The organism is Deinococcus koreensis (assembly GCF_002901445.1).
GTDB classification, from domain to species: Bacteria; Deinococcota; Deinococci; order Deinococcales; family Deinococcaceae; genus Deinococcus; species Deinococcus koreensis.
This window is the reverse complement of sequence record NZ_PPPD01000004.1, coordinates 21,624-33,952: the sequence shown is the minus strand read 5'-3', so window position 1 is coordinate 33,952 and position 12,329 is coordinate 21,624. Positions and strand designations below refer to the sequence as shown.

Annotated in this window: 10 protein-coding genes and 1 pseudogene; 10 read left to right on the top strand and 1 reads right to left on the bottom strand. The window is 65.5% G+C overall.

Features of this window, described 5'->3' with window-relative positions:
* The first annotated feature begins 27 nt into the window (after positions 1-27).
* From CVO96_RS19470 to CVO96_RS19450, 5 genes are all read left to right on the top strand, one after another.
* On the top strand, positions 28-1,245 hold the full coding sequence (locus CVO96_RS19470; protein ID WP_103314136.1) for an ABC transporter substrate-binding protein: 1,218 nt from the start codon (positions 28-30) through the stop codon (positions 1,243-1,245).
* Between the two features lie 53 nt (positions 1,246-1,298).
* Entirely contained in the window at positions 1,299-2,216 is a 918-nt protein-coding gene (locus CVO96_RS19465; RefSeq protein WP_103314135.1) for a carbohydrate ABC transporter permease, read from the top strand.
* On the top strand, positions 2,213-3,043 hold the full coding sequence (locus CVO96_RS19460; RefSeq protein ID WP_103314134.1) for a carbohydrate ABC transporter permease: 831 nt from the start codon (positions 2,213-2,215) through the stop codon (positions 3,041-3,043). The genes CVO96_RS19465 and CVO96_RS19460 overlap by 4 nt, the downstream gene beginning before the upstream one ends.
* A gap of 505 nt (positions 3,044-3,548) precedes the next feature.
* A complete protein-coding gene (locus tag CVO96_RS19455) occupies positions 3,549-4,109 on the top strand; it encodes a TetR/AcrR family transcriptional regulator (RefSeq protein WP_103314133.1) in 561 nt (186 codons plus the stop codon).
* Positions 4,110-4,204: 95 nt separating this feature from the next.
* Positions 4,205-5,257 (top strand): medium chain dehydrogenase/reductase family protein, encoded by a 1,053-nt coding sequence (locus CVO96_RS19450; RefSeq protein WP_103314132.1) that lies wholly within the window; start codon positions 4,205-4,207, stop codon positions 5,255-5,257.
* 158 nt (positions 5,258-5,415) lie between these two features.
* Here the strand turns inward: CVO96_RS19450 and CVO96_RS19445 are convergent.
* Positions 5,416-5,568: pseudogene (locus CVO96_RS19445) on the bottom strand (transposase); the annotation flags it as partial.
* A gap of 147 nt (positions 5,569-5,715) precedes the next feature.
* On the opposite strand from CVO96_RS19445, the gene CVO96_RS19440 reads away from it, so the two are divergent.
* The 5 genes from CVO96_RS19440 to CVO96_RS19420 all read left to right on the top strand — a co-directional run bounded on the left by CVO96_RS19440 (position 5,716) and on the right by CVO96_RS19420 (position 12,329).
* Entirely contained in the window at positions 5,716-7,182 is a 1,467-nt protein-coding gene (locus tag CVO96_RS19440; protein ID WP_103314131.1) for a glycoside hydrolase family 32 protein, read from the top strand.
* A 690-nt stretch (positions 7,183-7,872) separates the two neighbouring features.
* Positions 7,873-8,838 carry a sugar phosphate isomerase/epimerase family protein gene (locus CVO96_RS19435; RefSeq protein WP_103314130.1) on the top strand — a complete coding sequence of 322 codons (966 nt, stop codon included), beginning with the start codon at positions 7,873-7,875 and terminating at the stop codon, positions 8,836-8,838.
* On the top strand, positions 8,831-9,706 hold the full coding sequence (locus CVO96_RS19430; RefSeq protein ID WP_103314129.1) for a PfkB family carbohydrate kinase: 876 nt from the start codon (positions 8,831-8,833) through the stop codon (positions 9,704-9,706). Before CVO96_RS19435 ends, CVO96_RS19430 begins: the two co-directional genes overlap by 8 nt.
* A 54-nt stretch (positions 9,707-9,760) precedes the next feature.
* Positions 9,761-10,771, top strand: coding sequence for a sugar ABC transporter substrate-binding protein (locus CVO96_RS19425; protein ID WP_103314128.1), 1,011 nt, complete (start codon positions 9,761-9,763; stop codon positions 10,769-10,771).
* 55 nt (positions 10,772-10,826) lie between these two features.
* Positions 10,827-12,329: a sugar ABC transporter ATP-binding protein gene (locus CVO96_RS19420; protein WP_103314127.1), complete on the top strand. Its 1,503-nt coding sequence runs from the start codon at positions 10,827-10,829 to the stop codon at positions 12,327-12,329.

Below are 12,329 nucleotides of genomic sequence, written 5' to 3'. Positions count from 1 at the left end.
CCCCCGATTGTCCCAAGGAGACCGACCATGTCCAAGCCCCACCCCACCATCCGCCGCACGTTCCTGGGCCTCAGCCTGCTGCTGCTTGGGGCCGCTTCCAGCGCCTCGGCCGTGACCGAACTCGAGTTCTACGTCGGCAACAAGGGCATCGACACCTGGAAGGCGCTGTTCGCCGCCTTCGAGAAGCAGAATCCCGACATCAAGGTCAACCTGGTGGTGCCGCCGGACTTCGTGGCGGTTCTCAAGACCCGCATCGTGAAGAACAAGCTGCCCGACATCGTGGCCATGGGCGGCGATACCAACTTCAAGGGCTTCGCCGAAGGTGGTGTATTCAAGGACTACGCGGCCGACCCGCTGCTGAAATCAGTCAAGCCAATCTATATCCAGCAGATCCAGTCCATCGTCGGGGGCAAGCAGGTCTACGGCATTCCCTATACCGCCAACACCATCGGGCTGATCTACAACGCCGACAAGCTCAAGCAGCTCGGGCTCACCCCCCCTAAGACCTACGCGCAGTTCATCGCCGCCCTGAAAAAGGCCAGGGCGGCCGGCCAGACGCCGCTCACGCTGACCCTGAAAGACGCCTGGGTCACGCTGCCCTTCATGAACGCGATCGCCGTGAACACCGTGCCGGCCACCTTCGCCGCACAGAAAAATGCCGGAAAGGCCACCTTCAAGGCCGCCTACAGCGGGGTGGCCGACAAGATGCTCGAGATCGCCGGCTACGCTCAGAACGACCCGGCCGGCACGAGCTTTGCCGACGGCACCGCGGCCTTCGCTCGGGGCGGCAGTGTGTTCTACATCCAGGGTGACTGGGCGCTGCCGGACATCCTTGCGGCCAACCCGAAGATCAAGCTCGGTATGGTGCCCTTCCCGGCGACGAACGGGGCCAACACGGTCGTCTCCTCGGTCGATCTGCTGCTCGCCTCCGCCAAGGACACCCGTCACCCGGCCGAGGTGGACAAACTGCTCAAGTTCCTGACCAGCAAGGCGAATGTCACGACCTACCTGAGGGCTGTCAACGCGCCCTCGGTGCAGGTCGGCACGGTGCCCACCGACCCGATCCTCTCGGCCATGAAGGCGCCGTACTCCAGCGGCAAGATCGCCGGCGCGCCCTTCAACCTCTTCCCGCCCGGCCTGAACGCCGAGACCTTCTTCCAGGCGTACCTGCAGGACAAGAACAAGGCCAAGCTGCTTGACGGCCTGGACAAGACCTGGACGGACGTGGTCAGGCGCAGCAACTGAGCGAATCAGACGGCCGGGGACGGCCCTGACCTGTTCCCGGCCCGGAGGGCACTATGAGCGCCATTTCCAGAGCGGAGGTGTCCAGCACCTCTCCGCCGCTGCGCCGCCGCCGGCGCGGCAACCCCACCTACCTGCTGATGGCCCTGCCGGCCGTGGTGCTGTTCTTCGTCTTCCACACCTACCCGGCCATCCAGGGCATCCTCTACAGCTTCACGAACTTCAAGGGCTACGGCGACTTCGACTTCGTGGGTCTGCGCAACTACCTGCAGATCTTCCAGGACGAGCGCGTGCTGGCTGCCTACCGCTTCACCTTCGGCTTCGCCGTGCTGGCCACCGTGCTGGTCAACGTCATCGCGCTGACTGTTGCCATCGGCCTGAACAGCAACATCCGCTTCCGCAACCTGCTGCGGGCGGTGTACTTCCTGCCGAACATCCTGAGCGTGCTCATCGTGGGCTTTATCTTCAACTACCTGTTCGCCAACCTCGTGCCGCAGATCGGCCAGGCGCTGGGGGTTGCCGGGCTGTCGAAGAACATCCTGGGTGACCCGGGGCTGGCCTGGACGGGCATCCTGTTCGTGGCGGTGTGGCAGGCGGCGGCCTTCAACATCATCCTGTACCTCGCGGGCCTGCAGACCATCCCCTACGACCTGTACGAGTCCGCCGACATCGATGGTGCGGGCCCATGGCAGAAGTTCCGCAACATCACCTTCCCGATGATCGCGGCCTTCTTCACCATCAACATGGTGCTGGCCATGAAGGGCTTCCTGCAGGTCTTCGACCAGATCGTGGCGCTGACCGGGGGCGGGCCGGGCACCTCCACCGAATCGGTGTCCCTCCTGATCTACAAGGGCGGCTTCGACGGCGGGCAGTTCGCCTACCAGTCGGCCAACGCCGTGATCTTCCTGATCGTGCTGGTCGTGGTGTCGCTCGCCCAGACACGGTTTCTCCAGCGCCGGGAGGTGGAGGCATGAACGAAGCAGGCAAGCGGCCCAGCACGCTGATCACCGTCCTGCTGTTTCTGGGCGCCCTGAGCATCCTGTTCCCGCTGTACCTCGCGGTGGTGACCGCCCTCAAGACCCCGCAGGAGGTCGCGGCCTCGGTGTTTGCGCTGCCCACCTCGCTGCGGTGGGAGAATTTCAGCGAGGCCATCCGGCTCACCAATTTCTTCACGGCCTTCCGCACCAGCGCGTTCGTCACCGTCTCGGTGGTACTCCTGACCCTGCTGACCAACTCGCTGGTAGCCTACGCCATCGCGCGCAATCAGGATAAGCCGCTGTTCCGATACCTGTATTACTACTTCATCAGCGCGCTGTTCATCCCATTCCCGATCATCATGCTGCCGGTCGTCAAGCAGACCAGTGCCTGGGGCATGGACAACCCGGTCGGCCTGATCTTCCTGTACGTCGTGTACGGCCTGTCGTTCAACATCTTCGTGTACGTGGGCTACATCAAGTCCATTCCGCGTGAAATCGAGGAGGCCGCGCTGATCGACGGCGCGACCACCTGGCAGACCTTCTGGAAGATCATCTTCCCGCTGCTCTCGCCCATGAACGCCACAGTGGGCATCCTGACCTGCCTGTGGGCCTGGAACGACTTCCTGCTGCCCCTCGTGATCATCAGTGACCCTGAATTTGCCACCTTGCCGCTGGTGCAGTACATCTTTCAGGGACAGTTCAGTACCCAGTACAACCTGGCCTTCGCGTCCTATCTGATGACGCTGGCCCCCATGGTGATCGTGTACCTGCTCGCGCAGCGCTGGATCATCTCCGGCGTCACGCAGGGCTCAGTCAAGGGCTGAGGCCCATCGGGACTTCCAAGCTGGCGTCCCGCGACAGTGTCGGGACGCCAGCAGTCACACTCCGGGAAGTAATCGGATCCATGACTCGACTCACGCTGGACGTCAGGATGCTTTGATGCCTTCCAGTCTAATGCCGGTAACCTTGCCTCAGGAGCGACGCTCCCTGCCAGCCAGACAGCGGCAGCGAGGCACTGGATGTGACCTGAGGTAGATCCTGTGAGGCACAACGGCCGGGAACCTGGGCCTCCACGTGCTAAATCCAAGATGGTGCTGCGCCCACTGGGATGTTCCAGAATGGCGCTGGAAGCTTTGTGCCTCACAGCTCTACGAGTCTGATCCTGACAGGGGGCACTTCTTTCAGTCCCTGTAAGGATTGATCGCTCCATACGACGCGTGGGAGAAGCTCAGGTAAAGCCTTTATGCGCGAATGTTCTCCACACGATTGATCGCACCGAACCGTCAACATACCTTGACTTTCATAGGTGAGTGACTGTACACTCACTCTATGGCCGCCGTCCCCTCCCTGTTGTCCACCTCGGACGCCCGACGCGACACCGTCATCGACAGCGCGGTCATCGTCTTCTCCCAGGCCGGCTACCTCGGCACTCCCGTCAGCGCCGTCGCCGCTCAGGCCGGCATCTCCACCGCCTACGTCTTCAAGCTCTTTCCCCGCAAGGAAGACCTCTTCGTCGCCGCCCTCGACCGCTGCTTTTCCCGCGTCCAGGCGGCTCTAGAAAGCGGCGCCATCCACGCCGAGGTACAGACCCCCGACGCTGTCCTGGCGGCTATGGGCCAGGCTTACGCCGAACTCATCGGCGACCGCTCCCTGCTGATGCTCCAGGTGCACGCCCAGTCGGCCGCCACCGTCCCGGAGATCGCGGCCGCGCTGCGCGCTGGGCTGGGCCAGGTGACCACCTTCGTTCAGAGCCGTTCTCAGGCTCCGGATGAGGCGGTGCAGCGGTTCATCGCCTACGGCCAGCTGTGCCACCTGATCACGGTCGCGGGGCTTGATGAGACCGTCGCCGACTGGGCGCGCGTGCTGACCAGCGGCATCCGACACATCTGAAAGGAGGGAAGACAAACCACGATCTCATTCCCGTATCAAAGAGTGAGTGATCAGTCAATCTATCTCATACGCTTCTTTCCCTCCAGGAGTTCCCCATGACCGCAGCACACCTGACCGCCTCCACCCCATCCCTCACCGAAGTCGTCTTGCCCGGCCTGGTGGAGCCCGCCGGCCTGCAGCTCCGGCAGCGTCCCCTTCCGGTGCCCCAGAAGGGCGAGACGCTCGTGCAGGTCGAGGCCACCGGCATCTCGTTTGCCGAACAGGGGATGCGCCGGGGCCGCTATCCCGGCCAGCCGAAGTTTCCCTTCGTCCCCGGCTACGATCTCGTCGGCGTCGTCAAGGGGGTGGGGCCGGGCGTGGATCGGGCGCTGCTCGGCACGCGCGTCGCGGCCGCCACCAAGATCGGCGGCTGGGCCACCCACGCCCTGGTGCCCGCCGCCGATCTGGTGCCCGTGCCCTCCACGCTCGATCCGGCCGAGGCGGAGACCGTGATCGTCAACGGGGTCACCGCCTGGCAGATGCTCCATCGCCACGCCCATACCAGGAGCGGGCAAACCATTCTGGTGCACGGCGCCAACGGGGGAGTGGGCACCGTCCTGGTGCAACTCGCCCGTCATGCGGGCATCCGCGTGATCGGCACGGCCGCCCCCCGGCACCACGCCGCCCTGCAGGAGCTGGGGGTGGAGGTCGTCGACTCCCGGGCACCCGATCTGGAGGCGCGGATCCGGGCCCTGGCCCCGGGGGGCGTGCACGCTGCATTCGACCATCTGGGGCTCGAGAGCGCCCGGCGCTCATTCGACCTGCTGGCCCGGGGCGGGACGCTGGTCGCCTACGGCACGGCCGCCGACCTCAAGACCCAGGGCTCCCTGCTCCAGATGTTCGGGAAGATGCTGGGCCAGCTCCTCGCGTGGAACGTGCGGCCTGGCGGGCGCCGTGCCACTTTCTATGACTTCTGGGGCGGGAAGCTGCTGGCCCCCGCCGCCTTCCGCCGCCGCCAGCATAAGGATCTCACGCAGGTCTTGGAACTGCTCGCTCGGGGCACCATCGGGGCCGTCATCGCCGCCCGCTTCCCGCTGGTGGACGTCGCCCAGGCCATGGAGCTGGCCGAGTCCCGCACGGTGCGGGGCAAGGTCGTGCTGCTGCCCTGACAGACAGTGCCGCCCCGTGTCGCCAGCGGGGCGATCGGGGAGGAGAGACCTCCCCATCAAACCCACGGTCACGCCACGCGTTGAGGCGATGCCGGGTGAACAGACCGCTCCGCCCGGGGCGGTCTCTGTTCCGCCCAATCGGGGCAGACACGAAATTTCTGCACGTCCTCAGCGTCACAGATCTGGATCAGCAGGTCTCGGCTGCGGGGTTTGATCTCCCCAACCAGCACGTGGTACCGATACTTCCTGGCCCAGACGAGGTGTACGGTCAGACTTGTGACCGTATGGCTCCCTGTCCGGTTGACCCTCACCGCTCGACTCTAGTAGCGTCCTACACAGCACAAACCCCTGAAGGACTTGCACTAAAGTGCATGGCTTCCGACCAGCGGATTGAGACAGTGAATCCGTCAAGGGGAAGCGCACCGGTCAATGATTCCTGCACTGAATACACTTCAGATATGTCCGCAGACCTGCCCCTGCCCCACGCGCCCTACCGTGAGCAGCACCGTCCACAGCTTCATTACACCCCGGCCCGCCACTGGGTCAACGACCCCAACGGTCTAATCGTGGTGAACGGCGTCTACCATCTGTTCTACCAGCACAACCCGCACGCCGACGTACCCGGCCACCTGAGCTGGGGCCACGCCATCAGCTCCGATCTGCTGCACTGGGCTGAGCAGCCTGTGGCGCTGGTGGCCAGGGAGAACCACATGATTTTCTCGGGCAGTGCTGTCACCGACTGGCACAACACATCCGGACTGGGCGACGGCAGCCGCCCGCCCCTGATCGCGCTCTACACCGGACACGCGGACGATCACCCACAGCGCCAGCACCTTGCCCAGCGCCACCACCAGGCGCAATTCCTGGCCCACAGCAACGACGGCGGACAGACCTGGAAGGCGGGCCCTGAGGCCGTCCTGGATCTGAACCGTGCCGATTTCCGTGACCCCAAGGTGTTCTGGGACGAAGCGCGGAGACGCTGGGTGATGCTGGCAGTGCACCCCGACGAGCGTCAGATCGAGTTTTTCCACTCGGATAACCTGCACGTGTGGACGTCCCTCAGTCTCTTTGGCCCCACTGGGAACCTGGCAGGCATCTGGGAGGTGCCCGACTTCTTCCCGTTGACGGACGAGAATGGGCAGGAACGCTGGGTGCTGAAAGTTGACTTCAACCCCGGCGGCCCGTATGGCGGCAGCGGCGCCCAATACTGGGTGGGCGACTTCGACGGTGTTGCTTTCACACCTCTGACGGATGCTCGCCCACTGGAGGGGGGAAAGGATTTCTATGCGGCGCTGTCGTTCAGCGATCTGCCGGGCCGCCGGGTATGGCTGGCCTGGATGAACAACTGGCAGTACGCCCAGTGGTTGCCCACCTTCCCATGGCGCGGCAGTTTCACCGTTCCCCGTGAACTGACACTGGGTTCACACCTGAGGCTGATCCAGCGTCCGGTGTCCGAACTCAAGGCACTACGGAACCGCACCCTTCCCCTGACCTGGCCCGGCGACGCGAATCCCGTCACATTTCCCCTGTGCGGAAAGCACGCCCATGAGCTGCAGGCGCGGCTCACGCTGCAAGAAGGACAGATGGTGCGCTTCGAATTCCTGTCAGTCGCTGGAATTGAGGGCACTTTGGAGGTGGGGCCTACGGGCCTCAGCCTGATCCGTCCCGACCATGCTCCGAGTCTCTCAGGCTGGGGAGGAGTTCACCGGGCGCCATTCCCAGAAGCTGCAGCAGAACTTGACCTGCAACTCTTTCTGGACACCAGTTCTCTGGAAGTCTTTGCGGCGCACGGTCAGGTGGTGATCACGGATCTGCTGCTGCCCGCCGCCCCCATCACAACGCTGAAGATCGTAGGCGACGGACACCAGGTGGTGCTTGAAGCTACGTTGTATGAACTGCACTCCATCTGGAGGCAGGGCGACTGAGCCGTAAACTTCCACCTCCCTTGAGAGCAGGACGCGGCTTGGCACAAGTTCCTGACAGGCGCGCCGCCAGCGAACGTAGCAGGGGCGCCAGCGGCTCTGAGGAACGTGCGGCCGTCGAGGGTAAACATCGTGTAAATGGAGGGAGTCAGACCCGTCCAGGGACGGTCCAGGGGCCGGAGCGGCGGTGTCGTTACAGGCGCCTGGAACTGCCCTCAAAAAGCCCTCGACAGGAGGGGGTGTCGATGGAATTTCCATATCGCGCGGCCGGTGGCGAGGCGGCGTCATGCGGCGTGCAGCGACGCCCTGCTCGCAGAGCGGTAAGTGCACCCCTGGTGGACAGCCTCCAGTGCCCTCTTCCGGGGCCAGTCGGAGTGCCTGGATACAGCGAGAATGACCCCCCGGCCAATCGACCGACCGAGGTGATCAAGAAGACAAACGTGCATCTGCTGATCTCCTGGGTGTGTGGAGGCTGGACGGCATCCGCATAGCCGTCCAGCGACCTCCTCATCGGCTCAACCCGCACTCAGTGCGGCGGGAGCTGCGAACGGCCCCAGTGCCATTTAGACCTGGTTGATTGTTTTTGACTGAATGTGCAGAAACGGTTGACAGACTCTGTCGGATCTGTTCATACTGATCCTGTAAACGTCAAAACAAGCACGAATGCGCAACCGTCGCCATTCAGGAGGGGTCATGCTGTTTGCCACCCGTCTCAACTCGCTCAGGTCACGGCCCGAACTCGCCTTTCCGCCGGGAGCCCTCCAGACCGCTGACCTGCTCCAGCGCGCGGCCCGTATCCAGGGCCTCAACTCGCTGAGCCTCAACTTTCCCGAGCACTTCACGCCCGCCACCCTGCGGGAGACGAGGGACACCATCGAAGCGCTGGGCCTGGGCGTCGACAGCCTGAACGTCCGCTACCCGGCCGAGCCCTTCGGGGATGGCGGCTTTACCCATCCTGACGCGGGGACACGTCAGGCCGCCATCGACCTGACCTGTCAGGCCCTGGACGCCTGCGCGGCACTTGGTGGCAACCACGTGATCGTCTGGCCGGGCTTCGACGGCTTCGACTACCCCTTTCAGGACAGCTACGAGCGGATGTTCGACCATACGGTCGAGGGCTTCGCGCGGGTGGCGTCGCACGCCCCGGACATGCGGGTCGGCCTGGAATACAAGCCTTGGGAACCGCGCAAGTACTCGCTGATCGGCAACATGGGCGAGGCCCTGCTGGTGGTGCAGGAGGTAGGCGCTGACAACCTGGGGGTGGTGCTGGACTACTGCCATGCCCAGATGGCCAACGAGCACGCTCCGAAAGCTGCCGCCCTCGCCCTGCGGCATGACAAACTCTTCGGTGTCCACCTCAACGACGGCTACGGGCGGCAGGACGACGGCCTGATGGTCGGCACCGCCAGCCTCGTGACGACACTCGAACTGCTCGTGCTGCTCGAACGCGGCGGCTACCCGGGCACGATCTACTTCGACACCTTCCCGGTGCGCGAGGATCCGGTGCGTGAATGCGAGTGGAACATCCGGGTGACGCAGCGACTGCTCTCCCTGGCGCGCGAGCTGGCCGGGGACGACCGTCTGGGCACCGGGCACGACGGCTTCAACGTCACGCAGGTGATCGAGCGGCTGCTCTTCCCCGAGCGCGTCCATGTCTAAGTCCCCAGACATCTCCGTGGTCTTCGCCGGGAGCCTGCATATCGACCAGATGATTCAGCTGGACGAGCTGCCCTCTCCTGGAGAAACCGTGATTGCCGGGGCGTCGTGGACGCAGTTGGGGGGCAAGGCCACCAATCAGGCGGTGGCCGCGGCGCCGCACGTGCGGGCTGTGCTGCTCGCCTGCGTTGGAAACGACGAGGGGGGACGGGACGCCCTGGCGACGCTGAACTCGCTCGGTGTGCACCCTGCCCTACAGGTTGACGCGCAGGTCGCAACCGGCTCCAGCGTGGCCCTGATCGACGCGGCTGGCGAGAACGTGGGGGTCGTCCTGCCGGGGGCGAACACCGGGCTGCGCGCCGAGCCCCTCAGTGACCTGTTGAAGGCCTCTCCAGTGCAGCTCGTCGTCTGCCAGTGGGAAACCGAGCCCGACACGCTCGGACAGATGCTCTCGGCGGCCCGGGCCACCGGCGTCCCGATCCTGCTCAACGCCGCGCCCTGGCTGGACTCCCACCGGGGCACCCTGCCCCTGACCGATCACGTGGTCGTCAACGCCGTCGAAGCGCAGGCCTGGACAGGCCACGATCCCCAGGAGCGTGTGCGCCAGCTCGACTTCGGCCACCCCAGCGTGGTGGTCACGCTGGGCGCCGGGGGCGTGCTGCATTACCAGAAAGGCGCGCTCACCACCGACCTGCCCGCCCCAGTGGTTCAGGCCCGCTCGACCCACGGCGCGGGCGACCACTTCGTGGGTGTGCTGGCGGCCCACCTCGCCCGGGGCACCCCCATGCCCCACGCGCTGGAACGGGCGGGGCAGTCGGCCGCCGAGTTCGTCCAGCTGCTGCACAAGCATCTGGCACTGTCATCCACCTGATCCCTGCCCATCCACCCCTCACCCCGTTCCCATTCCTGCCTCAGGAGGCTCACCATGAAGATCACCACGCCCAGCATCACCGCACTCTGCACCCTGACCGCCCTGCTGACCGGCGCCGCGTCGGCCCAGGCCTTCTCCCCGGACACCGAGAAAAGCCGCATCGAGTCCTCGCAACTCGCCGCGAAGTTCGGCCCCGTGCCCAAGCCCGCTGCCGGCGTGCAGTTCGGGGGAGTAATGAAGGCCCTCTCGAACGAATACTGGCAGCTGCTGCGCGCCGGCTACGTCAAGGGTGGCGCCAAGTACGGCGTCAAGGTCGATGCCCAGGCCCCCTCCAACGAGAGTGACCAGATCGGCCAGCTCAGCATGATGAACACCATGCTCGGCAAGGGCTACAAGGCCCTGCTGGTCTCCCCGCAGAGCGACGTCAACCTGCTGCCCGGCATCGAGCGCGCCGGCAAGACCAGCCTGGTGCTGAACGTCAATGACGCGGTGGCCCCCACCGCGCAGCACTTCGTAGGCAACAGCCAGTACGACAACGGCGTGAGCGTCGCGAACCACCTGCTCAAAACCTTCCCAAAGGGGGGGCAGGTGGCCGTGATTGAGGGCCAGGCCGGGGTCTACGCCGCCAAGCAGCGCACGCTGGGCTTCAAGACCACGCTCGCCAAGAACGCCGCTCTCAAGGTCGTCGCCAGCGTGCCCGCCGACTGGGATCGCCAGAAGGCGTTCACCACCGCCCGCGACCTGCTGCGCCGCTACCCGAACCTGACGGCCTTTTACTGCAACAACGACACCATGGCGCTCGGCGTGGTCGAGGCCGTCAAAGCGTCGGGCCGCCTGGGCAAGACCCTCGTCTTCGGCACCGACGGCATCAACGCTGCCTACGACAGCATCAAGAAGGGCGAGCTGACGGGCACCGTCGATTCCTTCCCGGTGCTGACTGGCGAGGTGGCGGTCGAGGTCGCGGTGCGGCTGCTCGCCGGACAGAAGCTGCCCCGCGTGGTGGCCACGCCCCAGGCGCTCGTTATGAAGGGCAACCTGGCCCAGTACGAGCAGTTCAAGAAGTAAGCCGGACGGTGGGGCCGTCGCTGGCCCCCGATCCCCCGACAAGGAGACCCAGCCCGTGGAAGAACTGCTCGCCGCCCACCACATCCACAAATCCTTCAGCGGCGTGCCGGTGCTGCGCGACGTCGGGTTCACCCTGCGGGCCGGGGAAGTGCACGCCCTGCTCGGGGAGAACGGAGCGGGGAAAAGCACCCTGCTCAAGACCCTCTTCGGCATGCACCGGCCCGACAGCGGCACCCTGAGCGTGGGCGGTCGGGAGGTTCACCTGACCAGCCCCAAGGACGCCGAGGCCCAGGGCATCGCCATGATCCACCAGGAATTGGCGCTGATTCCCGAACTCACCGTCGCTCAGAACGTGCTGCTGGGCAATGAGGGCGCCCAGGTGTTGAACTACGCCCGTATGAACGCCCGCGTGACGCCTTTTCTGGAGCAGGTCGGCCTGAGCGTGGCGCCCGGCACCCCGGTGCGGCGACTGACCATCGCCCAACAACAGATGGTGGAGATCGCCCGCGCGCTGGCCCGCCGGGCCCGCATCATCATCATGGACGAGCCGACCTCCAGCCTGACCACCCACGAGATCGAGCAAATGTACCGGGTGGTGCGCGAGCTGACCGCGACCGGGGTCGGCATCATCTACGTCAGCCACCACTTCGACGAGATCGAGGAACTGGCCGACCGTGTGACGGTGCTGCGCGACGGACAGCATATCGGCACCGTGAACAAGCGTGACGTGACGCAGGAAGAACTGGTGCAGATGATGGTCGGCCGGACGCTGCTGGCCCAGGGGGCACCGCCCGACCGCGAGCGCGGCGACGTACGGCTGGCGGTAAGCCACCTGGGCCGCCCCGGCGCGTTCGAGGACATCAGCCTCACCGTGCGCGCCGGCGAGGTGGTCACGCTGGCCGGGCTGATCGGCGCCGGACGCACGGAAGTGCTGCGCGCCATCTACGGCGCCGACCCCGTCAGCGCCGGGCAGATCGAGCTGGATGGGCAGAGCGCCCCGCACCCGACACCCGCGCTGATGATGCGGCGTGGGGTCGGCTTCATTCCCGAAGATCGTCGCCACCACGGCATCGTGCCGGACGCCCGGGTGAGCGTGAACATGATGCTGACGAGCTGGGCGAAGGGGATCGCCAGCGTCCGGGAACGCGATATGGCGCGCCTGGTCGCGCCGCAGATGCGGCAGCTCGGCGTCCGCCCGAACACCCCGGAGCAGACCATCCGCCGCCTGTCCGGCGGCAACCAGCAGAAGGTCATCCTGGCCCGCTGGCTCGCTGCCGGCTGTGGCGTGCTGCTCATCGACGAACCGACCCGCGGGATCGATGTCGCCAGCAAGGCCGACATCTACACCCTGATTGACGATCTCGCCGCCCAGGGGGTGGCCATCCTGATGGCCTCGTCGGAACTGCCGGAGGTTCTCAGGCTCAGCGACCGAATTCTCGTGATGCGGGAGGGCCGCCTGGCGGGCGAGCTCTCCCGCGCCCAGGCCAGCGAGGAGCGCATCCTCGCGCTGGCGACCGGAGCGAACTCCCATGCAAATGACCCAGCCCTCAGCGCCTAA